The sequence below is a fragment of the Burkholderia sp. 28_3 genome (assembly GCF_003253915.1).
Lineage (GTDB): Bacteria > Pseudomonadota > Gammaproteobacteria > Burkholderiales > Burkholderiaceae > Burkholderia > Burkholderia cenocepacia.
Map to the genome: position 1 here is coordinate 1 of NZ_QKZF01000030.1, position 21,483 is coordinate 21,483.

Annotated in this window: 21 protein-coding genes and 1 pseudogene; 18 read left to right on the forward strand and 4 right to left on the reverse strand. The window is 60.2% G+C overall.

Annotated elements, in window-relative coordinates:
* Positions 1-76: 76 nt before the first annotated feature.
* The 9 genes and pseudogenes from DFS13_RS35450 (at position 77) to DFS13_RS40655 (ending at position 6,546) form a co-directional block, all read left to right on the forward strand.
* Positions 77-874 (forward strand): MaoC/PaaZ C-terminal domain-containing protein, encoded by a 798-nt coding sequence (locus DFS13_RS35450; protein WP_111442752.1) that lies wholly within the window; start codon positions 77-79, stop codon positions 872-874.
* Positions 871-1,287, forward strand: a complete 417-nt coding sequence (locus DFS13_RS35455) for a Zn-ribbon domain-containing OB-fold protein (RefSeq protein WP_059623665.1) — start codon at positions 871-873, stop codon at positions 1,285-1,287. Before DFS13_RS35450 ends, DFS13_RS35455 begins: the two co-directional genes overlap by 4 nt.
* Positions 1,284-2,435, forward strand: coding sequence for a thiolase (locus DFS13_RS35460; protein WP_059623667.1), 1,152 nt, complete (start codon positions 1,284-1,286; stop codon positions 2,433-2,435). Before DFS13_RS35455 ends, DFS13_RS35460 begins: the two co-directional genes overlap by 4 nt.
* A gap of 2 nt (positions 2,436-2,437) precedes the next feature.
* Positions 2,438-3,988: an AMP-binding protein gene (locus tag DFS13_RS35465; protein WP_111442753.1), complete on the forward strand. Its 1,551-nt coding sequence runs from the start codon at positions 2,438-2,440 to the stop codon at positions 3,986-3,988.
* 129 nt (positions 3,989-4,117) lie between these two features.
* Positions 4,118-5,014 (forward strand): transporter, encoded by an 897-nt coding sequence (locus tag DFS13_RS35470; RefSeq protein ID WP_059623759.1) that lies wholly within the window; start codon positions 4,118-4,120, stop codon positions 5,012-5,014.
* 179 nt (positions 5,015-5,193) lie between these two features.
* Entirely contained in the window at positions 5,194-5,430 is a 237-nt protein-coding gene (locus DFS13_RS35475; protein ID WP_111442754.1) for an efflux RND transporter permease subunit, read from the forward strand.
* Complete coding sequence (locus DFS13_RS40470) at positions 5,427-5,600, forward strand: hypothetical protein (RefSeq protein ID WP_166677946.1); 174 nt, start codon at positions 5,427-5,429, stop codon at positions 5,598-5,600. Before DFS13_RS35475 ends, DFS13_RS40470 begins: the two co-directional genes overlap by 4 nt.
* 9 nt (positions 5,601-5,609) lie before the next feature.
* Positions 5,610-5,903, forward strand: a pseudogene (locus DFS13_RS40650) (efflux RND transporter permease subunit); the annotation flags it as partial.
* 64 nt (positions 5,904-5,967) lie between these two features.
* Positions 5,968-6,546, forward strand: a complete 579-nt coding sequence (locus tag DFS13_RS40655) for an efflux RND transporter permease subunit (protein ID WP_166677947.1) — start codon at positions 5,968-5,970, stop codon at positions 6,544-6,546.
* Positions 6,547-6,864: 318 nt separating this feature from the next.
* Here DFS13_RS40655 and DFS13_RS35485 read toward each other — a convergent pair whose 3' ends face one another.
* Positions 6,865-7,389: a TetR/AcrR family transcriptional regulator gene (locus DFS13_RS35485; RefSeq protein WP_230948490.1), complete on the reverse strand. Its 525-nt coding sequence runs from the start codon at positions 7,387-7,389 to the stop codon at positions 6,865-6,867.
* 255 nt (positions 7,390-7,644) lie between these two features.
* Between DFS13_RS35485 and DFS13_RS35490 the strand changes: the two genes are divergently transcribed.
* Entirely contained in the window at positions 7,645-8,358 is a 714-nt protein-coding gene (locus DFS13_RS35490; RefSeq protein WP_230948492.1) for a hypothetical protein, read from the forward strand.
* A gap of 379 nt (positions 8,359-8,737) precedes the next feature.
* A complete protein-coding gene (locus tag DFS13_RS35495) occupies positions 8,738-9,820 on the forward strand; it encodes a porin (RefSeq protein WP_059623761.1) in 1,083 nt (360 codons plus the stop codon).
* A 203-nt stretch (positions 9,821-10,023) separates the two neighbouring features.
* Here the strand turns inward: DFS13_RS35495 and fahA are convergent, their stop codons facing one another.
* Both fahA and DFS13_RS35505 read right to left on the reverse strand, forming a co-directional pair.
* The gene (gene fahA / locus DFS13_RS35500; protein WP_111442756.1) at positions 10,024-11,346 is read right to left on the reverse strand and encodes a fumarylacetoacetase; all 1,323 of its coding nucleotides are present in this window, start codon (positions 11,344-11,346) and stop codon (positions 10,024-10,026) included.
* Positions 11,347-11,359: 13 nt separating this feature from the next.
* The gene (locus tag DFS13_RS35505) at positions 11,360-12,187 is read right to left on the reverse strand and encodes a cyclase family protein (protein WP_111442757.1); all 828 of its coding nucleotides are present in this window, start codon (positions 12,185-12,187) and stop codon (positions 11,360-11,362) included.
* A 167-nt stretch (positions 12,188-12,354) separates the two neighbouring features.
* Between DFS13_RS35505 and DFS13_RS35510 the strand changes: the two genes are divergently transcribed.
* Both DFS13_RS35510 and DFS13_RS35515 read left to right on the forward strand, forming a co-directional pair.
* The gene (locus DFS13_RS35510) at positions 12,355-13,056 is read left to right on the forward strand and encodes a TetR/AcrR family transcriptional regulator (RefSeq protein ID WP_059623764.1); all 702 of its coding nucleotides are present in this window, start codon (positions 12,355-12,357) and stop codon (positions 13,054-13,056) included.
* 337 nt (positions 13,057-13,393) lie between these two features.
* The gene (locus DFS13_RS35515) at positions 13,394-14,281 is read left to right on the forward strand and encodes a LysR family transcriptional regulator (RefSeq protein ID WP_230948493.1); all 888 of its coding nucleotides are present in this window, start codon (positions 13,394-13,396) and stop codon (positions 14,279-14,281) included.
* A 403-nt stretch (positions 14,282-14,684) separates the two neighbouring features.
* On the opposite strand, the gene DFS13_RS35520 is transcribed toward DFS13_RS35515, so the two are convergent.
* Positions 14,685-15,032, reverse strand: coding sequence for a carboxymuconolactone decarboxylase family protein (locus DFS13_RS35520; protein ID WP_124455155.1), 348 nt, complete (start codon positions 15,030-15,032; stop codon positions 14,685-14,687).
* A 739-nt stretch (positions 15,033-15,771) separates the two neighbouring features.
* On the opposite strand from DFS13_RS35520, the gene DFS13_RS35525 reads away from it, so the two are divergent.
* The 5 genes from DFS13_RS35525 (at position 15,772) to DFS13_RS35545 (ending at position 21,479) form a co-directional block, all read left to right on the forward strand.
* Positions 15,772-17,001: a CaiB/BaiF CoA-transferase family protein gene (locus DFS13_RS35525; RefSeq protein WP_059623686.1), complete on the forward strand. Its 1,230-nt coding sequence runs from the start codon at positions 15,772-15,774 to the stop codon at positions 16,999-17,001.
* 237 nt (positions 17,002-17,238) lie between these two features.
* Complete coding sequence (locus tag DFS13_RS35530; protein WP_230948495.1) at positions 17,239-17,688, forward strand: tripartite tricarboxylate transporter TctB family protein; 450 nt, start codon at positions 17,239-17,241, stop codon at positions 17,686-17,688.
* Positions 17,685-19,235, forward strand: coding sequence for a tripartite tricarboxylate transporter permease (locus DFS13_RS35535; RefSeq protein ID WP_111442767.1), 1,551 nt, complete (start codon positions 17,685-17,687; stop codon positions 19,233-19,235). The genes DFS13_RS35530 and DFS13_RS35535 overlap by 4 nt, the downstream gene beginning before the upstream one ends.
* Positions 19,236-19,450: 215 nt before the next feature.
* Complete coding sequence (locus DFS13_RS35540) at positions 19,451-20,221, forward strand: enoyl-CoA hydratase/isomerase family protein (RefSeq protein WP_111442758.1); 771 nt, start codon at positions 19,451-19,453, stop codon at positions 20,219-20,221.
* Positions 20,222-20,312: 91 nt separating this feature from the next.
* Entirely contained in the window at positions 20,313-21,479 is a 1,167-nt protein-coding gene (locus tag DFS13_RS35545) for an acyl-CoA dehydrogenase family protein (protein ID WP_059623694.1), read from the forward strand.
* The last annotated feature ends 4 nt before the right edge of the window (positions 21,480-21,483 follow it).

Genomic DNA, 21,483 nt, shown 5'->3' on the forward strand with positions numbered 1-21,483 from the left:
CTGAATTGAGCGCCGATTCGCTTCGTCATCCAGAAAATTTGAAGCCATCTCGCCTGCAACTTCGGAAGTTGGTCCATTGATCAGCGTTTCCCTAAGCATTGGCTTGGGGCACGCGGCGAACGAGGAGCTGAAGTTTGTCTTCGATGAGAAGCTTGTGTCCACGCCAACGTTCGCCATGATCTTGGCGCATCACCTGCCTTGGTTGCGCCAGCCGGAAACTGGTATTGACGTAAGGAAGATGTTGCACGGGGAAAGCAGTCTGGTCGTTCATCACCCGCTACCCAAAGCGGGGCACGTGACAGTCCACGGGCGTATCGCCGGTGTCGTCGATCGCGGTCCCGGAAAGAGCGTGTCGATCTATTTCGAGCAACGGGTGATCGAATCCGCCACGGCGAGCCATCTGGCGACGGTAGGGGGGTGCTTTGTATTCCCGGGAGCAGGGGTCGCCGTTGGCGCTACGGGCGCTCGCCCGGGCACCACGCCGACAAAGGTTCCAGACGGGTGCGCGGATATTGAGTTTGTCGATCATATTCCAAAGAACGCGGCCCAGTTGTATCGACTCAACGGAGATCGCAACACGTTACACGTGGACCCCGAGGTAGCCCGCCGGGCAGGGTTTGACCGACCGATCCTGCACGGTCTTTGCACGTTCGGCTATGCAGGAGCGGCAGCTATTCGGACATTGTGTGACCACGATGCCGGACGTGTTGAAAAGTTGCATGTTCGCTACTCGACCCCGATCTACCCAGGTGAGCAGTTGCGCACCGAGTTTTTTCGCATCGACACGAATGAATACGCCTTCCGCTGCATTGCCGTCGAGCGGAACGTAACGGTGCTAGAGGCCGGCCATCTTGTCTTACGGAACGAGAAATGAGCGAAACCACCAGTCGGCTGTTGCCACGGCCAACACCTGAAACAGCGCACTTCTGGGAAGGGGCTCGTCGCAAGCAGTTGCTGCTGCAGCGCTGCACAGAATGTGAGCATGTGTACTTTCCACCCCGCGCTTTTTGTCCGTCATGTAGTTCGCATAACGTATTGCCTCACGCGTCGAGCGGTTCCGCAATACTGTTGAGTTACGTTATCAGCGCGAGGCCTGCGCCTGGCATCGAAGCTCCATACTCGGTCGCCATCGTCAAGCTCGAGGAGGGGCCCACGATGATGACAAACATCGTCAATTGTCCGCAGACACCCGAGAGTCTGATTCTGGACATGCCATTACGGGTTCTGTTCGTCGCGCAGAACGACGAAATCACCTTACCGTTCTTCGAGCCTGTGGACGTCGTATGAAGCAAGGAATTGCAATCGTTGGCGCGTCGGAGACGGCGCGCTTGGGTCAGATACCCGAACAGTCGCAGATCGGCTTGAGCGCCGATGCTGCCCTGCGGGCATTGGCAGATGCCGGCTTGGCGGCGCGTGATGTGGATGGCATTGCCACCGCCGGTGAATCACCGACGATGCTGGCGCATTATCTCGGCGTGAAACCTGCGTGGCTCGACGGTACCGCCGTTGGAGGGTGCTCGTTCATGCTGCACGTGCGGCATGCGACGGCCGCGATCGCCGCGGGCCTCTGCAAGACTGTGCTGATTGTACATGCCGAGAGCGGAAAGTCACGTATTGCGAACACCCCGCTGCCATGGCCACCTCAGGCCGGATCGCTGCCTGGGCAGTTCGAGGCGCCCTATGGCGCTATTTCGTCTCCCACGATGTTCACAGTTCCGGTCTTACGATATCTCAAACAGCATGGACTGACACCCGATGCACTGGGCGAGGTAGTTGTCGCTCAGCGCAAATGGGCGGCGCTGAATCCGCGTTCGCTGTACAAGGAGCAGATGAGCGTCGCAGACGTGCTTTCCGCAAAGGTCATCGCATATCCATTCACGCTGCCGATGTGTTGTCCCCTCACAGATGGCGGCGGCGCTTTGGTGTTGGTCGCAGCCGAGCGCGCCGTGGAATTCCCTCACAAGCCCGTCTATATTTGCGGGTCCGGCGAGAGCGCTGAATCGCCGATGATCAGTCAGATGAACGATCTGACGAGTTCGCGCGCTTTCCGTGACTCCGGAAACGCTGCGTTCGAGAGCGCCGGTATTGCGCGTAGCGACGTTGATCATGTGATGATTTACGACGCCTTCGCCCATCTGCCGTTGTATGGGCTCGAGGATCTGGGTTTCTGCAAACCTGGTGAGGCGGCCGGTTTTATTGCGGAAGGAAACACTTCCCCCGGAGGGCGTCTTCCAGTGAACACCAATGGTGGAGGACTTTGCTATACGCACTCCGGCATGTATGGCATGTTCGCCCTGCAGGAGAGTGTCAGACAGGTGCGGGGCACGGCGCCGGCGCAGCAAGGCGACGTGAACTTCTCCGTGTGCCACGGAGTGGGTGGAATGTTTGCAACGGCCGGGACCATTGTCCTCGGTAGCCAACTTACGCGAGGTTAATTGTGTACATCGGAACGCGAGCGCAGGAAACGCCGAACAAGCCGGCAATCATCAATGCGAATACTGGCGTCGCTGTCACCTACGGCCAGCTTGACTTGGAGTCCATGCGAGTTGCGCGGTTGCTGCACGCACGCGGGCTTCGTCGAGGCGATCGCATTGCTATTTATATGGAGAACCATCTCTCCTATATGGCTGTAATTTGGGCAGCATTGCGGTCCGGCCTTTGTGCCGTGCCGGTGAATCGCTACTTCAATGCACAGGAAGTAGCGTACGTGGTCAACGACTGCTCTGCCAAGGCCATCTTCACTACGCTGGCGCAAGCGGAAGTCGTCAGCTCATTGAGCGACTCGATCCCGAACTGTCAGATTCGGTTGATTGCCGACGGAGGACTCCGTGGATGGGAGGGCTATGAAGCGACCATCGAGCGATACGATGCATCGCGCTTGGACGTGGAGGCCATGGGTACGATTATGTCGTACACGTCGGGCACTACGGGGAGGCCAAAGGGGGTTTTGCGGCCTTTGCCCGATATGGACGCTACAGAAGCATGGGCTGGCTGGTCCGAGACAGGCGGTCTCTATAACTTCGACGCCGAGACAGTCTATCTGTCGCCGGCGCCCCTATACCACGGCGCGCCCATGCGCTTTTGTCGCGCGGTGCATATGGCAGGGGGAACGGTCGTGATGATGGAGAAGTTCGACGCTGAGACTGCCCTGCAGTTGATCGCCCGCTACCGGGTGACGCACTCGCAGTGGGTGCCGACAATGTTCGCGCGCATGCTGAAGCTCGATGCCTCAGTTCGAAATCTCTATGATCTTTCGTCGCATCATGTAGCTGTTCATGCGGCTGCACCTTGCCCCATCGATGTAAAGCGCCAGATGATTGCGTGGTGGGGACCCATCGTGCACGAATACTACGGAGGCACGGACAGTGCTGGAATCACCGCCATCAGCTGCGAAGAATGGCTTCAGCACCCAGGTTCCGTGGGCCGTGCGGATCCGGCGCGAGTGAAAGTCTGTCTGGAGGACGGCACTGAAGCGGCAATTGGGCAGGCAGGCACGGTGTACTTGGTTGGCAAGTCCGGTTCGTTGCCGGAGTACCTCAACGATCCCGAAAAGACGCGTGCCGCGCGCCATCCGGAGCACGATGATTGGGTGACGGGCGGGGATGTCGGTATCGTCCGTGAGGATGGCTACCTATATCTGACTGACCGAAAGGCGTTCACTATCATCTCAGGGGGCGTGAATATATACCCGCAAGTGATCGAAGATGCCTTGATCGAGCATCCACTCGTGGGAGATGCTGCCGTGTTCGGCGTTCCGAATGAAGAGATGGGCGAGGAAGTGAAGGCCGTGATCGAGCTTGCGGACGGTATTATGCCGTCCGCCGCCGTGGCCGATGAATTGATTGCCTATTGCAAAAGCCGCGTGGCGAGGTACATGGTCCCTCGTTCGGTGGAATTCGTGGAAAAGCTCCCTCGGTCGGCAGCAGGAAAGCTCATGAAAAAGGAGCTGCGGGATCGCTACTGGGTGGGCCGTAGTTTGGTTGCGTGATTAGTTCGGGGCGGGCAACGCCCGCTTGTCAATGTGAGAGAAATAACGGAACAAATATTAAGAAGTGCTAAATAAAAATTAGATAGATATTGAGAAATTAAAATTTCCGAGACTCAAGTGGAGAAAATCGTGGCTACCTGGAACAATGTTCGGCGCGCGCTTGCGCTGGCGACAATCGCATTTTCACCCTTCGCAGGAGCTACGGAAGGTGGAGGCTCAATTTACCCTGCAGGTGTAGAAACTTTCGCGTGTTGTGCTGCTCCTCCTCCTGGCATCTATGGTGTTGTCTATGGCGAACACTATTATGCGAACTCGTTCCGCGGTAATGACGGCAATGAAGTCCCCATTCCCGGGTTCAGTGCACGGGTGTCTGCTATTGTCCCTCGGGTCGTCTGGGTAACTAATCAACAGCTGTTTGGGGCATCGTTGGTGTTCCACGGGTTACTTCCTCTCGTGAACATGGACGTCAAAGCAGCGGGTGCTAGCCAAAGAAAGACTGGCGTCGGTGACGCGACTATTGGAACGGCGCTCGGATGGCACTTGGGTCCCCATCTTCATACACTTCTCGGACTCGATGTATTTGTTCCAACTGGCTCCTTTAGGAAAAACGATCTTGCTAACATCGGGCGCAACTACTGGGCAGTACAACCCGTTTTGGGCGTCTCTTATGTCGACCCGAACGGGTTCAATGGCGACCTCAAGGTCATGTATACGTTCAACTCGATCAATCGAGATACCGATTACACGTCGGGTCACGAATTGATTGTCGACTATGCTGCGGGCTACGGGATCGGCAAAGGATGGGTTCTCGGTGTCGGGGGGTACTTCTATCGGCAGACTACGGACGACAAGCAAGACGGAAACGATGTTCCGAACAACAGAGGGAGGGCTTTAGCCGTGGGGCCGATGGTCAAGTACGACAGCGGCAAGGGGTGGTTTGCAACGGTAAAGTACGAATTTGAAACAGCCGTTAGAAATCGGCCAAGCGGCAGCGCGCTCTGGCTTCGGGCGGTCTTTCCGTTGTAGCATTTGCCGAATTGGGGGGGCGTGGTGTACCCCAAGCGAGTTGCTGAATCCGATGCGCTCGCGACGGCTCGGACGGCGGCCGGCTGCGCACGCTCGAACGCTGGCTCGAAATCGCGTTCGTCGCTGTCGAGCGCCGTTACGAGCGCGGCCTCGGGTGAGCGCTCGCGCATCGCAAGCCGATGCTCGCGGTTACCGTCGCGCTGGCGGCCGCGCTGTTCGTCACCACGCCGAAGGGCTTCTTCCCGCAAAAGGATTCGGGGCTAATCATGGGCGTCGCGCAGGCCGCGCCCGACATCTGGCCGCAGGCGATGGCGCAGAAGATGCAGCAGCTCGACCGCATCGTCGACGTCGATCCAGCCGTCGACAATACCTATTACTGGATCGGCCCGAATCCGACCCTGAGCCAGGGCGCGTGATGATCAACCTGAAGCCGTTCGGCGTGGGCACGGCGAGCGCGGCGCAGGTGCTCGCGCGGTTGCAGCCGAAGCTGGCGAAGGTGACGGGCATCGCCTTGTCGATGCAGGTCAGGCAGGACATCCAGGTCGGCGGATGGATCAGCGCCGCGCAATACCAACACACGGTGTAGGACGCGGACGTGCAGGACCTGAACCGGTGGGCGCAGCGCCTGACGAAGCGCTTTGCCACGCTGCCGCAACTGACCAACGTGACGTCCGACCAACAGGCATCGGCGACGAGCGCGACGATCGTGCTTGACCGCAACACCGCGTCGCGCTTCGGCATCACCACGCAGGCGATCGACGACACGTTGTACGACGCGTTCGGCCAGCGCCAGATCGCGGCGCTCTTCACGTCGCTGAACCAGTACCACATTGTGGAGGAGCTCGATCCGGCCTTTCAGTTGAAGACCGACGCGCTCGCGAACCTGTACGCGCGTTCTGCGCTGACGAACGAACTCGTGCCGATGAACGTGCTAGTGAGCATCGAGAAACCACGTGTCGCCGATCTCGGTCAGCCACCAGGGGCTGTTCCCGGCCGTGACGATCTCGTTCAACCTCGCGCCGAGGCAATTGCTCGGCAACGCGGTTGCGGCCATTCGTGCGGCGGAGGCGGTCGCAGCCGCAGGCAAGCCCGACACGCTCACGGGCACGTTCCATGCGTTCCAGGCATCGCTCGCGAGCGAGCCGTACCTAATTTTCGCCGCGCTGTTCGGCGCGTTGCCGCTCGCGATCGGACATGGTACGGGCGCCAAGTTGCGCGTGCCGCTGGGCATTGCGATCGCTGGCGGCCTGATCCTGTCGCAACCGCTGACGCTGTTTACGACGCCTGTCGTCTACCTGTATTTGGACCGGCTGGCGCGGCTCTTCGAATGCGGTGCAGGGGACGACGATGCGTTGCTCGAGTCAGTGGCCGAGACGAGCAGTCGGCGTGATGGCAACGTGTCACCGCGGGTCCGATTGATCCTCGGATTTTTTCCGCGACGCTGCATGGTTCATTTTCGCGCAGGAGCGTGGGCGATGGGCCAATGTACAGCACTGCTTCGAGGACATCGGGGGACAGACCCGCGCGCGTAGCGCTCTCCCTCTCGAATTGCGTGCTGCCACAGCGGTGATCGAAAATTGGCGTCGCCACTCCCTTGGCGTTCCTGCATCTCTGACGTTGGCGAAGACGCCCCGGTGGGTGGGTTCATGGGCATTGCGCCACATGCGGGCCTGGAGGTTCTTCGACTCGGGCGTGCTGCAGGAGAGGCGGCTCCGGTTGAGCTAGTGCTGAAGGTGCAATGCGAGCACCCGCATCGCGACGGTTGCAGGAGCGGATGCAATCGATGCTGTTGGGCGTCTCCCGGAGCGCTCGCCTTCCTCGATGGTCCGATCGTTGAGATTGCCCGATGCTCAGGAGCCTCGCTCCCGAAGCATCCAACGCGTTAGTTCTCGAATCTGATCGGTCGTGACGCGCTCGTGCAGGATTAGCGTGCGTAGATAAACGGCGCCGAGCAGGCAATGAAGCAGGGGCATCGGATCCGCTCCCTGCGGCCACTCGCCCACTTTTGTGGCGCGGTCGAAAACCTGCTGAACCGCCGAAAAGCGGTTCGTCCACAACCTGCGCAGTTCGCCCGCCACGGCCGCATCGTTGTACGTGGCCAGCACGAACTGAATGGCAGACCTGCCCACGCCCGTTCGCAAGTAGCGCGCGGTTGCCGACAGCAGCGCGACGAGATCCGCGTGAAGCGAGCCCCGATCCGGTATCGCAATGTGTTCGGCGAAAAGCTCGAAGACGGCTTCCATCATCAGCCCTTCCTTGCTCTTCCACCGGCGATAGATCGAACTCTCATGCACGCCCGCGAGTGAAGCGATGGCGCCGATGTTGAGCCCCTCGAAACCCGACGCCTGCAATTGGGCAATCGTTGCGGAGATCACCGCGTCACGGACGCGTGCGCTACGGCCGCCCAAGCGACGACGGGGCGACGGCGATTCTTGTTCGGCTGACTTTGGCATGAGCGGATTTTACACATCGTTGCATCGACTGCCCGCGTCGTCACAGCAGCCCGACCATGAGCACGACCCTGGGCGATGGCCGACAGGCATGCGGTAAACACTAACGCAAGTTTACTTGCGTTAGTGGAGCGAGTCGGGAAACATGGCAACTCGTTCACCAGTGCTACGGAGGCTCAAGTGAAAGCAGTGACGTTTTTCAAGTCAGGTACGGAGGTGGCCGGCGAGGACATCCTCAGAATGGAGGTCAAAAGGGCGCGCTACATGATGGCCTTGCTCATGGAGAAACTGGGGGCAGACGGCATGGTCAGCCTGTTCGCGCAGGAGATCGCGGAGCACGAATCGAACGAGAAGGATTGGTCGCTGCGTGCGAACGGCCGGTTCAGTTCGTCAGTTGCCGAAGCGCACGTGGCAGTGGGCACCAGCGCGGAGTTCGTGGCCTGGTTCTGGGACGGATATGGCGGGCCGAACAGCCCGGCAATGCTTCGTGCTCACCCTGAGCATCTCGGTGCGCTACCGCTCCCGGATGGGCGTGTCGGCATTCTGGAAGTACCCGGCCATACGAAGTCGCCGGCCCTCCTGAAGCTCCGCCATCTGGATGACTGGAGCGGTATCCCGATCGAACTGGCACCCGATATGCCGCATCGAATGATGGGGCGCGTCGAGACGCCCGATGGTGTGACCGTCGGCTACTTGCTGCACCAGTTCAGGGACACGCTTCCGGGGTTCGATGCGCGGCTGGAGATCTTCTGGCCATCGACCGCGCCGGAAGTACTCATTCACGGCCACTCGGACCACCTGATGGTCGAGTGGTGCAACTGGTTCGAGCTGTACGTCCTCTCGCGGACGCAAGCAAGTGACTTGATGCCGTTGGCGCTTTCCGTGAATACGTGACCGCGCGATCGGTTCGCGTACTTCGAGCGGGCCAGTGCGGCGCGGGCCGCTTGGGTGGAGCGGCAAAGCAGCAGCGGAAACACGCTACCGCTTTGCCGCGTCATCGATACCGTGGGCCGATTGCGGCGGATGTGCGATCAACTTTGCGATCCGGTCCCTCGACAACATCGCGAGGGACATCAATCCCTGGCCGGCGGCGGTTCAAGAAAAACCAACGCTCCGGCGTGCGTGCCCGTCAGCACACCGAGGACCGGAGCCGAAGCGGCCCTCTGTCCGGCTTCGTTTGATCGCCATATGTTGGGCGCCGCACGGAGGTGGATTCTTATTCAATTATTTTGCAGTCCTGCATGACTGGAGGAGACATTAAAACGTGAGCAAGATGCAGAAAATCCGTCCGATGCTGCTGATCCCTGTCTCGATCGCGGTATCGGGCTTATCGTCGAACGCGCATGCGCAAAGTAACGTCACGCTGTATGGTGTGGTGGATGCTGGCGTGATGTATACGAGCCGTACCTTCGACGCCGGAACGGGTGCGAGCGGCCCGCATCAGGTATCGGCAACGGATGGCGGAATCTCGGGTTCTCACTTCGGTATCACCGGTGCCGAGGATTTGGGCGCTGGGACGAAGGCGATCTTTACGCTCGAAAGCGGTTTTACGACGAACAACGGGGCGCTGGGCAACTCGAACGGGAATCTCTTCGGGCGGCAAGCCTTCGTCGGGCTCTCCGGACACTTCGGTACCGTCAAGGCCGGCCTACAGTACTCGCCGTTCGGACTTGCGATCGTCGATACGGACGCGCGGCATGCGTCGTTCTTCGGGAGTCAGGCCGGAATCTACATGGGCAATTTTTTTGCGACCGGCATTTTCGTCGCCAATGCCGTGTCCTATACGAGCCCGACGATCGCCGGCTTGCAGGCGAGTGCATTGCTTGCGCTGGGCGGCGATCCAAAGGGATTTCAGGCGGGGCGCCAGTATGCGGCTCGCGTGAGATACGAATGGAAAGACCTGGTCGTGAACGCTGCGCTCTTCAGTGGAAATCCCGGCGGTTCAGCCAGCGTTTCCACGCCATTCCCGTCGACGATCGAATTCAGCGGGCGAACGGTCGGTGCGAGCTACAGGTGGGGAGGTGCAACACTCAAGGGATCGTACACAAGCTACAAGATCGCCGGCTCCTTCAACGAGAAAGTGTATGCCGCGGGCGGCGAATATCTGATCACGCCGGCACTGTCCGCCGACGTAGGCGTTTGGTACATGCGGGACAGTAACGATTCGGCGAACCATTCTTTACTGGCGTCTGCCGGGCTGGACTACTTTCTGTCGAAACGAACGACCTTGTATGGCTCCGCGGCATGCGTGAACAACCACGGGTTGATGCATACGGGATTCACGGTGAATGGCGCGCTGTATGAGCCAACCGGCAGCAGTGTGGGCATCGTCGTTGGTGTTCGTCACTTCTTCTAGCGCACCCGAAAGACACATGCGCTGAAATCGCCGCCAGCCGATGACGCTGGCGGCGATTTCGCGCATGCGTGCTGGCGTTGCGGTGCTGTGTTCAAGCACGGCGAGCGAACACGGCGAGTCCACTGGCGGAGCGTTTCAAGGCGCGAGCACCACGAACGTGGTCCTCGCATTGAATCAATGACCGGTTGCGAAACGACGCGCGGTTAATGATCACCTTCCGCGGCCGGCACCGGCAACACGGTTCCATGGTTGGTGCCGAAACCGATTCGTGCAAAGCCATCGCGTTCGCACCAGCCCCGGAAAATGACGGTATCGCCATCGTCGAGGAATGCGCGGCTTTCACCATTGCCGATATCCACGGGTTGAGTGCCGCCTACGGTCAGTTCGATCAACGCACCGGCTTCGCCCGATGACGGGCCCGAGATGGTGCCGCTTCCCAGCAGGTCACCCGGCTGGAGGTTACAGCCCCCCATCGTGTGGTGCGCGATCATCTGCCCTAACGTCCAGTATTGATGCCGGAAACTGGTGCGTGTCAACGTACGTGGCTGGCGTCCTTGCGCGAGCTGACGCGCGCTCAGGACCGACGCCTCGAGCTGGATGTCGAACGCACCGGCCGCGCGGTTGTCGTCCGAGGACAGGTAGTCGAGCGGCTGCGGGCGTTCGGCGGCACGTGACCACGTGGTGCGATACGGCAGCAATGCTTCGAGGGTGACCAGCCAGGGCGATATCGTCGTCGCGAAATTCTTCGCGAGGAATGGCCCGAGCGGCTGCATTTCCCACGACTGGATGTCGCGCGCGGACCAATCGTTCAGCAGGCAGAGCCCGAAAATATGCCGTTGAGCGTCACGCAGCGGGATGGAATTGCCGCGCGGATTGCCGACCCCGATCACCGCGCCCAGTTCCAGCTCGTAGTCGAGCCACCGACAGGCGTCGTGAACGGGAGGGGCGGACGGGTCCGGGCGGTATTGCCCCATCGGTCGGTAGACCTGCTGACCGCTGACGTCGATCGACGACACGCGGCCGTGATAAGCAATGGGTAACCAGTCGAAATTCGGGCTGATCGCCATGCCGAGCGGGCGGCTGCAGTTCACCGCATGATCGAGCGAGGTGTAGAAGTCGGTGTAGTCGCCGATACGCACGGGGACGGCATACTCGGCTTCCGCTTGTGATACCAGCGTCTTCCGTACGTTCGGCTCATGCGGACTGCCGGCCCGAAGCAGTTCGAAGAGTGCGTGGCGCAGTGCCTGCCACGCAGGCGGCCCCATATCGAGCAGTGCATTCAGTGTGGTTGCCGTGGCCGCTCGCACGGCCTCGAGTGCCAGGCCGTCCATGCAGCCCGCCTGCTGTAACGCAGCGAGGTCGACGATCTGGTCGCCGATCGCGATCCCGCCGCGCCAGGTTTCGCCGACGCCCCTGCGGCGAAACACGCTGAGTGGCAAATTCTGCAACGGAAAGTCGGTCCCCGCCACGTTGGCCGTTTCCAGCCAACTGCGTTGAGTGACGTCGTGTGTGTGATTCAGTTCCATCGAGGCTCCTTGCCTATGCGGTTCGATGCGGGTCGCAAGCTGTTGCATTGAGGGCGTCGTCGAAGATCGCGACTGCGCGAGTCCAGCCGGCGGAGCCGCCCCGGATTTTGTGCGGGAAGCACGAGATGAAGAAGCCGTGAGGTGGCAGCACCTCGAGATTGTGGAGTTTCTCCAGGTGGCAATAGCCGATCTTGCGGCCGGCCTTGTGTCCTTCCCAGATCAGCGATGCATCACGCGTTTCGGCATATTTTTTCGCGGTATGGACGAACGGCGCGTCCCAGCTCCACGCGTCGGTGCCCGTCAGGCGAACCCCTCGCTCGAGCAGGTACATGGTCGCGTCGAAGCCCATGCCGCAACCCGAGGAAACATAGTCGGGTTGTCCGTAGCGCTTGCCTGCACGCGTGTTGACGACGACGATTTCAAGCGGCTTGAGTTCGTGCCCGATGCGCACAAGCTCGGCTTCGACGTCGGTAGCGGTCACGACGTAGCCATCGTCGAAACCGGTGAAATCGAGCTTCACGCCGGGCTGGAAACACCAGTCGAGCGGGACTTCGTCGATGGTTGTCGAACGCTCCCGCTCGCCCTTCGAATCGTTCATCGTGCTGTGGAAGTGATAGGGCGCATCCAGATGCGTCCCGTTGTGTGTGCTCAACTGGATGTGTTCAATGGCCCAGCCTTCGTTGTCCGGCAGGTCGGTTTCCTGCAGTCCGGGAAAGAAGGCCGTCACGGCTTTGGCCGTATTCCGGTGCGTCAGATACTGGATCGTGGGGCCGTAACCCGGTGGATCGGAAATGACGTCGTTTTCCAGATAGATCGAAAGATCGACGAAGCGTCGTGTCATGTGCGGTTGCTCCTGGTTTGGGGGACTTACCACCGACGCCGCATGGCAGCGTTCACGTTATGTGGACTGTACGATCGTACAGTCAGTATCGTGTTGGTGTAAACTGACGTCGCGTAATGAACGGATTGGCATTCGCGGCAATCGAGCCACAGGACAGCGGAGACACCATGCAGGCGAAGGAAGTCACGGGAAAGGCGACCGGTGTACGGGGGGGGAAGGGAGCGCAACAGACGGTCGAGACGAGCAAGCGCGAGCGGGTGCTCGACGTGGCGGAGCGGCTGTTTGCCGAAGGCGGTTTCGATGGCGTTTCGATGCGGGATATTGCGTCGGCGGCAGACGTTGGCCTGCCGTTGATCGTGTATCACTTTGAGACCAAGATGGGCCTGTACCGCGCGCTGTTCGAGCGCCGCAAGACGGTGCTCGACACCCGGTTGGCTTTGCTTCGTGAACCGGTCGCCGCGGGGGAAGACCCCCTCGAGCATATCGTGCGCGCATTCGTGCTCCCGGTGATGCAGATCCAGAATACCGAGTCCGGACTTGCGTATGCCAAACTTGTTGCGCGCGAAGCTTCCGATCCGCGCGAGGCCGAGCGCGGCATCGTTGCTGAATATTTCGATCCTTTCGCGGCGGAATTCATCAGCGCAATCAGGAAGACGCTGCCGGGCCATAGCGCCAACTATGCGCACTGGGCCTACTTGTTCGCAGTGGGCGCGTTGGTGATGAGTGCGTTTGACAGCCGCATCGAGCGTATCTCGGGCGGCAAGGTCAAGGCCGGCGCCCTGAAGCGCAAGGCCGAGCATCTGGTGACTTTCATTTCCGCCGGCATTCGCGCTGGCGCGACCGCTGACGCGCGTGCGTCAGCGGATTAGGCGGCACCTCGTCGTCGAACGCCACTTGCAGTCCAGATTGCTTCCCGGTCCTCAACGCTTCGATGACGCGGCTGGAGTCATTTAGGATTCGGCTGTTGGCGTTCGGCGTTTCCGTGAACCGTGACAGCAGTACCGCTAACGCGCGATTTGTCGGCAGCGCCGCCAGAATTCACCGCGTAAACTACGAGACCATGGCGAGCCTAGGCTACGCTGCGGCAAGCGACAGTAGGGCGAGGTCGAAGGGGTTCTTGCGTGGTGCGGTTCATTGAGCGAAATGCTCGCGAAATCAGAGAGATATTTAACCGGAATTCTTGACATGCAAATAAATCGATCTGATATGGCTGATCTGATCTATTTCCTGGCTATTGCTCGACAAAGGAGCTTTAGTCGTGCGGCGATAGAGCTCGGAGTAAGCGCCTCGACACTGAGTCATGCCCTGAAGGGGCTCGAAGCTAGACTGGGCGTCCGTCTACTAAACCGTACGACGAAGAGCGTCACGCTGACCGCTGCGGGAGATGCGTTGGCGGCGTCGATCGGCATGCCTTTCGAGGCGATCGACACGGCTCTGGAGACCCTGAATCGCTTCCGGGATGCGCCTACAGGCCGCATTCGGGTCAATGCGGCCGTCGAGGCTTCGACGTTGCTGTTGGCACCGGTGCTGCCGACATTTGTCGAGCGCTATCCTGACGTGGAACTGGATATCGTCGCGAGCAACCGTTTGGTCGACGTGACGGAGGGGGGCTTTGACGCGGGTATTCGCTACGGCGGAACGGTTCCGGAGGACATGATCGCGCAGCGCCTTTCGGCCAATATACGTTGGGTCGTTGCAGGGGCACCCGATTATCTTGGCCGCTTCGGTATCCCAAATCACCCCAATGATCTGCTCGAGCATCGTTGCATTAGCAATCGCCTTGGCGACGATCGAATTTACCGATGGGAATTCAAACGCGGCGATGAGAAGCTCGAAGTGGCGGTACCGTCGTCGTTGACGGTCGATCATGCTGAAACCGGACTCGTCGCAGTACTCGGCGGAGCTGGGCTGATGTATTTTCCCGAACCGTTCGTCGCGACGTATGTCAGGGAGGGGCGGCTGCGTCTCGTGCTGAACGACTGGGCGCCTTCGGAACCGGGTTTCTACATTTACTATTCGAGCAGACGTCAGATGCCGACTGGCCTGCGCTTATTGATCGATCTTGTCCGCGAACTTCAACCGCTTGGATTGTAACCGGTGCCGGTGACGAACACATGATTCTTGGCTCTGAGTCGCTGACGCTTGTCCATACCGGCGCGACGGGGCCCATGCCGATATCGAAAACAAGTATCGTGATCTGGTGGGGAGTACGTTTGGCGACGAGATTGCCGAGTCGTTGTCGGACCTGACCATACCTGATCATGAAGCTCGAAGAGGCAGAAAGCATGCGGCAGATAGGGAGCCTGTTCACGCGCATGTGATCTGGCGGCGCCGCAACGACCATTTCACTCCATCCGTACGTGCTACGTCACCGGAAGTCTTTTCGGCATGGACGGTCGCTTCATAGCGGGCGCGTTCACGGAAGCCGCCGCGGCCGTTCTGCGGTCGACCCCGATGGCATATGAGCATCTCGTACCGAGAAGGGACCGCGCGTTCGTCAGGTCTGAGCGGGCTGGGGAGTATCAGCTTCGGCGCAGGCCTCGTCCAGCCAGATCAGGGCCTGGGCCGCTTCGAATGCAACCAGCGACACCCCCATTCCGCACAGCAGCAAACCTTCGAGCTGCACTTTGGTCACGCCGCGCGACAACGCGCGCAATGCATGAACCTTGAAAGGGATCTCGCGGCCCAATACCGCCAATTGCATCGCGAGCATGATTTCGCAGGTTGCTTCGTCGACATTCTCAGGCGGAAACAGTTGGCCGCGCATCTTTCTGTAGTGCGACATGGCGTCGGGATTGGCTTCAACAAGGCGTTGAGACGACGGTTTGCGATCGAATGTGTTCATGGCGGGTTTTAGTTGGATGTCACATATCTCGACACTCGACGGCTTCGCGAATCCGCGACCGGCACGCCAAGCGCTGGAGGGACGTTCGGCGACGCAGATTCCATGCCACGCACGTTTGTGGTGATGTGGTCCGCTCCGGCTGCGTGCAAAGCTATGCACGGTCGAAATCGTTTCGCAGCGAGCGCGCGTCTGAACCATGTGCACGGCAAGATCGCACGACCGGATCGGTATCACATTTCGCCGCAGACGGATACCCTTGAGCCAGCAGTTGGCGGATTCGCAATGCACAAGTAGCGTTTCCGCGCCCCTTCCACTGATCGTCAATCCGCGAAGCCAACGATGCCCGCCGCCGCATGAACTGGCGTGTATTTCGCGCTGTTCGCCATCGCACCCATACCGACGGCGAAACTCCATTTCGCCGCCGCATGTCAGGTGTTCCGAACCATCTGCACGGTAGAACGCGTTTTATTCGATAAAAAAGCTCGCGTGATGCCGTTGTCGACGTCGCGGCTCAACGAGATTTTCAGCGAGCATCGGCGGCGGTGTCTGCCCCGACGACATGTCCATGCGTTTCGTCGACATGCTGACCATGCCAACGACACGCATGCGAGTCGAGGTGTGCGCTTGCTAGCCGCACGGGGCGGTTATCTGGCAAACGTGTTTGGGAAGACGATCAGCGCCCGTATGGCACGGGACTTGCCGTGCGAATGCTGCTGCTACCAATTTCCTGACAAAAAACATGAACGCATTCGACCCATTGCCCACTCTCTGCGAGAAAACCCCTTTGAAACTACTTGACGGGGTGCGCGTGCTGGACCTCACTTCGTCCGTTGCAGGACCGTACGCCACGCTGCTGCTCGCGGATTTCGGGGCGACGGTCGTCAAGATCGAGCCGCCTGGCAAAGGTGACGACGTGCGCGCTTGGGGACCCCCGTTTCTTGATGGCGAGTCGCTCTGGTATCTCAGCGTGAACCGCAACAAGCACAGCCTCACGCTGGATTACAGCAAACCCCAGGGACTCGAGTTGCTCAAACGGATGGTTGCAAGCGCCGATGTCGTGGTTGTCAACAGGACCTCGCCAATTCAACGCAAGCTGGGTATCGACTACGCGAGTCTCCGACAGGTCAACTCGCGGCTTATCCATGCTTCGGTGTCGGGTTTCGGTCTCGATGGCGAACGCAGCGACATGCCGTGCTACGACCTGATCGCCGAAGGCTATAGCGGTGTGATGGATCTGACCGGCGAGGCGGATGAAGGCCCACAAAAAATCGGTACGCCCGCTGCGGACCTGCTGGCCGGCAGCGATGCGGCACTCGCGGTGCTCGCAGCGCTCGTCGATCGCAATCGTACCGGACACGGACATTGTATTGACATCTCGATGATCGAGAGCATGACCCGCTTCATGACGCCGCGAATCGTGCCTTATCTCGGCTCCGGGGAGGTGCCGCGCCGTTCGGGGGGGCGAGACAGCGTCATCGCCGTCTACCAGGTTTTTCAGGCTGCCGACGCGCCGCTCACGATCGGTCTGGGCAATGATGGGATCTGGACGCGATTCTGGCGCGCGGTAGGTGAGCCCGAATTCGGACAGGCTGCCAGCTACACGAGCAACAGCGACCGGCGTCGTTTGCGTGACGAGATCGTCGAAAAGATCCAGTCCATCATCGGCACGAAGCGTCGCGATCACTGGCTCGACATCTTCCGAGATGCCCGTATCCCGGCTGGTCCGATCAATCGGATCGACGAAGTGGCAGCAGATCCCGAACTGCGTCGCCGCGGATTCTTCTATGCGGTTCCCCGCGGTGACGCGCAGATTCCGCAGGTGGGACTGGGCATCCATGTCGACGGGAACTCACATACGTTTCGCAAGCCGCCACCTCGGCTCGGCGAGGACAGCCAGGACGTGCTGCGTGCGTGGCTCGACATTGAAGCTGACACACTTCGACAACTGAAAGAGGATGGCATCGTGTAATCCCTATCGGCAGTCCGTGTCATTGACACGGTGGCGCGCGATTTGCGTGACTGCGATCGAGCCTCGGAACCATTCATATACATCCGATGGAGGAGACATGACATCGACATCTTCATTTCACCGCTCATGCGTCGCGGATACAGCCCGCGCATGCGAACAGTATCCCGGGCGACACGGAGAAGTTCGCCGAATCCGTCACGAGGCAGACAGGGGGGCGGCATGGCGCACGCACGTGGCTTGAACAAGGACGTTTGGGGCGGCTTGCTGATGACGTGTCTCGGGCTATGGGTTGCCGTCCATTCCATTTCCTACAGCGTCGGTACATTGACGCGCATGGGGCCCGGTTATTTTCCGCTGGTGCTCGGTGTGGTTCTCGCGCTGACCGGTATTGCGATCGGTATCAAGGGGATGAAGGGCGGTCCCGATGAACGACGCAGGGGACGCCGGCTGGAGTGGAAAGCATGGGTGCTCATTTGCGCAGGCCTCGTCGCGTTCGTTGTATTCGCCAAATATCTGGGGCTGGTTGCGGCGACTTTCTCGACTGTTTTCATTTCAGCGCTCGGTGACCGGAACAATTCGTGGCGTTCTGCGACCGTGCTTGCACTTGCGATGGTTGTCGTCGGCGTCGTCGTATTCGGATGGGCGCTCAATGTACAACTTCCGCTATTCACGTGGGGTGGCGCATGATCTGGCAAACGCTTCATGATCTCTGGTACGGCTTTTCGGTCGCGATGCTGCCGCAAAACCTGATGTGGTCGTTCTTCGGAGTGCTGGTCGGAAATCTGATCGGCGTGCTCCCCGGCATGGGCGCGCTATCGACGATCGCGATGCTGTTGCCGTTGACCTACACGATGCATGCCGTGCCGGCATTGCTGATGCTGGCCGGCATCTTTTACGGATCCCAGTACGGCGGCGCAATCGGCGCGATTCTGCTGAATCTGCCGTCTCATCCTCCGCACGCGGTGACGTGCATCGACGGCTATCCGCTGACGCAGCAGGGAAAGGGCGGCACTGCGCTCGGCATAACGATGATCTCGTCATTTTTCGCCGCCTCGGTCGGCATCGTCGTGATGATCGTCGCGTCTCCGCTGCTGGTGAAAGTCGCGTTCGAATTCGGGCCGGCCGAGATATTCTCGATCATGCTGCTCGGGTTGATCGCCGGATCGACGATGGCTCGCGGCTCCGCGCTCAAGGGGATCGCGATGACGACGCTCGGCCTCTTGTTCGGCATCGTCGGAACGGATGTCAACACCGGGGTCGAACGATTCACGTTCGGTCTGGTCGACCTGTCCAACCATCTCGAACTCGTTGCACTGGCAATGGGGCTGTTCGGCGTGGCGGATTTTCTCCGTAACGTCAACCGCGTGCATTTCGTCGGCACGAACGCGAAAGTACGTCTGCGCGACATGCGGCCATCGCGGGCGGAACTGAAGCGTTCGTTCATGCCGATGGTGCGCGGCACGCTCGTGGGCACACTGTTCGGTGCGATCCCGGGTACCGGCCCGACAATTACGACGTTCATCGCGTACGCGCTCGAACGCAAGGTGTCAAAAACGCCGGGCCGGTTCGGCCATGGCGCGATCGAGGGCGTGGCGAGCCCCGAAGCGTCGACGCATTCGAAGACCCAGGTCGATTTCATTCCGACGATGAGCCTCGGTATCCCGGGAGATGCGGTGATGGCACTGCTGCTAGGTGCGTTGTTGATCCAGGGATATCAGCCGGGACCGCAATTGATCACGGAGCATGCCGATCTGTTCTGGGGTTTGATCGCGAGTTTCTGGATCGGCAACGTTCTGTTGCTGATTCTGAACGTGCCGATGATTGGCATCTGGGTGAAGGTGCTTCAGGTGCCGTATCGGTACATGTATCCGGCGGCGCTGTTCTTTATCGCCGTGGGCGTCTACAGCACGAACAACAGCCTGTTCGAAGTGGGCGAGGTTTTGGTATTCGGCCTGATAGGCGCCGTGCTGCTGGCACTGGAGTTTCCCGTCTCGACCATTCTGCTTGGATACGTGCTGGGCCCGATGGTGGAAGAGAATTTTCGGCGATCGCTACTGCTGTCCCGCGGTGACGCGCTCGTGTTTTTCGAACGTCCGATCAGCGCGGGGTTCATGGGCATCTGCGTCGTGTTGCTGGTGGCGCAATTGTTCTTCGCGTGGCGCGCGACCAGAAGCCGGAGACAAGCCAAATCATCGGACGATCTTCGCTCGATCGAGGGCGCTGGGGCTGAGTAGGTGGGAACGGTCATGCCGCCGCTGCATCGTGGCTGCATGCCGGCAGTCATACCGGTCGGCCTGCAGTTGTCGCGGCGGGCAACACACTGTCTTTTGTGCGGACACTCGCTGCGCTGCAAGTGTCGATATAGGGAGATTCCGGTGTTGGCGCGATGTTTGCTTATTCATGGTGGACGGGCGAAATGTCGCCTTCCGAATGTAGTCAGGAGAATGGCATGCCGATTCAAACCAGTGTCGAAGGTCCGATTGCGTATATCACGCTGAACCGGCCGGAGGCACTCAACGCACTGAGTTTCGAAGTCCTGCAGGAATTTTCCGATGCGCTCGATCGAGTGTCCGCGTCGGATGCGCGCGCGCTGGTGATCACCGGCCACGGCGACAAGGCATTTTGCGCGGGCGCGGACATTCGCGAATTGATGGGCCGGGATCTTGTCGCGGAGCGGGACGGCGCATTGTTCGGCCAGGCGACGTTCGCGAAGCTCGACCGTTTGCGCATTCCGTCGATCGCCGTCATTCATGGCTATGCGTTCGGCGGTGGTCTGGAGCTTGCAATGGCGTGTACGTTCCGCATTGCCACGGCAAAGGCGAAGGTCGGCTTGCCGGAAATCAAACTCGGCCTGATTCCCGGTTACGGCGGCACGCAACGCCTCCCTCGCCTCGTGGGCCACGCGCGGGCGCTCGACATCGTCATGTCCGGGAGAACCGTCGGTGCAGAGGAGGCGGAGCGTATCGGTCTCGTGAACTGCATCGTCGAGGACGGCGATCCGCGGGCGCTCGGGGCCGAGTATGCGCAGCGCTATATCGGCTTCAGCACGTGTGCGTCGCTGTTGGCGCGCGAAGCCGTGTGCCGTGCCGCTGACGTCGATCTCGGCGAAGGGCTGCGTATCGAAGCGGATTTGTCGACGCTCGCATACCGCACGCAAGACGCGGCCGAAGGCATGCGCGCCTTCATCGAAAAGCGCTCACCGGTATTCAAGGACGCTTGACGCGGATATGAACGAGGGCGCGCCCACGGCTGGTGGACTGCCGTCGCCGATATCGGTGCGTCGATGGTTATCAATCGAATCGGAACATGGAATGAACATACTGGAGAGAATCGATTCTCACATTCGCCTGAGCGACGACGAGCGCATGATCGTGGACAGCGTGCGCGCGCTCGCTCGAGATCGGATTGCGCCTCACGCGGCCGAGTACGACCGTACCGGGACGTTTCCGCAGCAGAACATCGACGCGATCAATGAACTGGGCCTGAATGCCATGTTCATCCCGGAAGCGTACGGCGGTGCGCAGTTGTCGTTCACATGCTATGCGCTCTGCGTGCGCGAGATCGCGAAGGCGTGTGCAGCGACCGGCATTATCTGGGCAACGAATTTCCACGCGATCAAGCCGCTGATCGAGTATGGCAGCGAAGCGCAAAAGCAGCGCTTTCTGCCGGCAGTTGCGGGCGGCGCGCTCGCATCGTTGGCGATTACCGAGCCGGGTGCCGGCTCCGACGCGACCGGCATGCGGACGACGTTCCGCGAGGATGGCGGCGAGATCGTGATCAATGGCGGCAAGACGTTCATTACAAACGGGGATGTTGCGGACCTGTATCTGCTGTTCGGCAAGTGGGACGGCATCGACGATCCGAAGCGCGCGATCTCGGTGCTGATTCTCGAGAAGGGGACGCCTGGCCTCAGCGTGATCGGCCTGGAAGACAAGATGGGCACGCGCGCGTCGGGGACGGCGACGCTGTCGTTCGACAACTGCCGTGTACCCCGGGCGAATCTGATTGGAGAACCCGGAGACGGATTGCGAATTCTGCTGGGTTCGTTGAACCGATCCCGGCCCAGCGTGGCTGCGCACGCGCTCGGTATTGCGCGCGGTGCATTCGAGGATGCCGCCGCGTATATCAACGAGCGCAAGCAATCCGGCCGCAAAGTGATCGAGTTCCAGGGCGTTCAATTCATGCTGGCGGACCTCGCGTCGGAACTCGCGCTGTGTGAATCGTGGCTTTGGCAGGTTGCCGGGATGATCGACGCCGGCGAAACGGATTTCGGGATCGAAGCATCGATGCTGAAGATGCGTGCATCGGATGCAGCGATGCGTATCACGACGGATGCAGTCCAACTGCTCGGCGGCTACGGATATTGCTCGGATTATCGCGTCGAACGGCTGATGCGCGACGCGAAGATCACGCAGATCTGGGAGGGAACCAATCAGGTTCACCGTCAGCTGATCGGCCGCAGCTTCATTCTCAAATAGGAGA